Here is a 1,321-nt window from a genome sequence, read left to right as displayed (position 1 = left end):
TGGTTCATATTAAGTACTTTACAACGATTCATTTCAAAAATAAAGCCTAAAATACCTAAAAAGTCCCGCACTATGTGACGGATTTTTGTCTATTTTGTTGATTATTTATGTCGGCTGCTAGGATAAATGACCCTTTATTATCGTACATCAACACATCGTTCCTTGCGAACAAAATGCTTGCCCTGCACCAGCACTCGTTTCCCAGCACTCCGTCATAAACAGATTTTAGGAAGGATGCCTCTTTTCATTTGAACCGGCAAGAGGAGAAAAGTTGAATAGTAAATTTTTAATATATTAATAATTTCAATTTTTTAGTATGCTTAACATAGTGAACAATTTCACTGCATCAAGAATAGGGGAGGTTTTTCAATGGGAGAGCTTCAAACACACATGCAATTGCAAACGGATACAATTCACGAAGGGGTTCGAAAAGAGAATTGCTTTGCAAAAGCCATGAATATAAAAGTAGGCATCATACCGCTTCCTGTGTATGCCTTGCTGTTTATATTAATCATTGTTTTTGTTATGCATCACGATGTAAAAAGTGACATTTTGACATCCATCGCCGTCATGGCGTTTTTCGGGTTTACCTTTGCCCAAATCGGCAAATCGATTCCGATTGTTCGTTCTATCGGCGGCCCTGCCATCCTAGCTACTTTTATTCCGTCCGCTGTCGTGTACTATCACCTGCTGCCTAATGATATCGTCAAATCCACCACGGAATTTACAGAAAACTCAAACTTTCTATATTTGTTTATTGCCGGTATTGTCGTCGGAAGCATTCTCGGCATGAAAAGAGAAACACTCGTAAAAGCATTCATGAAAATCTTTATTCCGCTTATTGTCGGTTCTGTCACAGCCGCTATTGTCGGACTGGCTGTCGGGACATTGCTCGGACTCGGATTTCAGCATACCCTGCTGTACATTGTCATTCCGATCATGGCTGGAGGAGTCGGAGAAGGCGCTATCCCGCTGTCCATCGGCTATTCTGACATCATGCCCATTTCTCAAGGGGAAGCGTTCGCACTTGTTCTGCCATCGATTATGCTGGGCAGCTTGTGCGCGATTATTCTAGCGGGATTGCTGAACCGAATCGGAAAGAAAAAACCGGAATGGACAGGCAACGGCAAAGTGGACCGCTCCGAAGAAGAGTCCCCTGCGCTGGAGGAATCACAAAGCGGACAGCAAATGTTCAATCTTTCTTTATTTGCGTCAGGCGGTATCCTTGCTGTTTCTTTATACTTAGTCGGCATGCTCGCTCACGATTTTTTCGGTTTTCCGGCACCCGTTGCCATGCTGTTACTGGCTGTTCTAATCAAGC

General features: G+C 43.1%; 1 protein-coding gene. It reads left to right on the top strand.

Going from position 1 to position 1,321, the window contains the following annotated elements; translation table 11 throughout:
* Positions 1–369: 369 nt before the first annotated feature.
* Positions 370–1,321 (top strand): citrate/malate transporter CimH (gene cimH / locus ACWHAR_RS21640; protein WP_452087790.1); only part of this gene is annotated, 952 nt, incomplete at its 3' end.

It is taken from the genome of Bacillus sp. LR--39 (assembly GCF_053613335.1).
The sequence above is the reverse complement of the archived record's forward strand: the minus strand, read 5'-3'. Positions and strand labels throughout refer to the sequence as shown.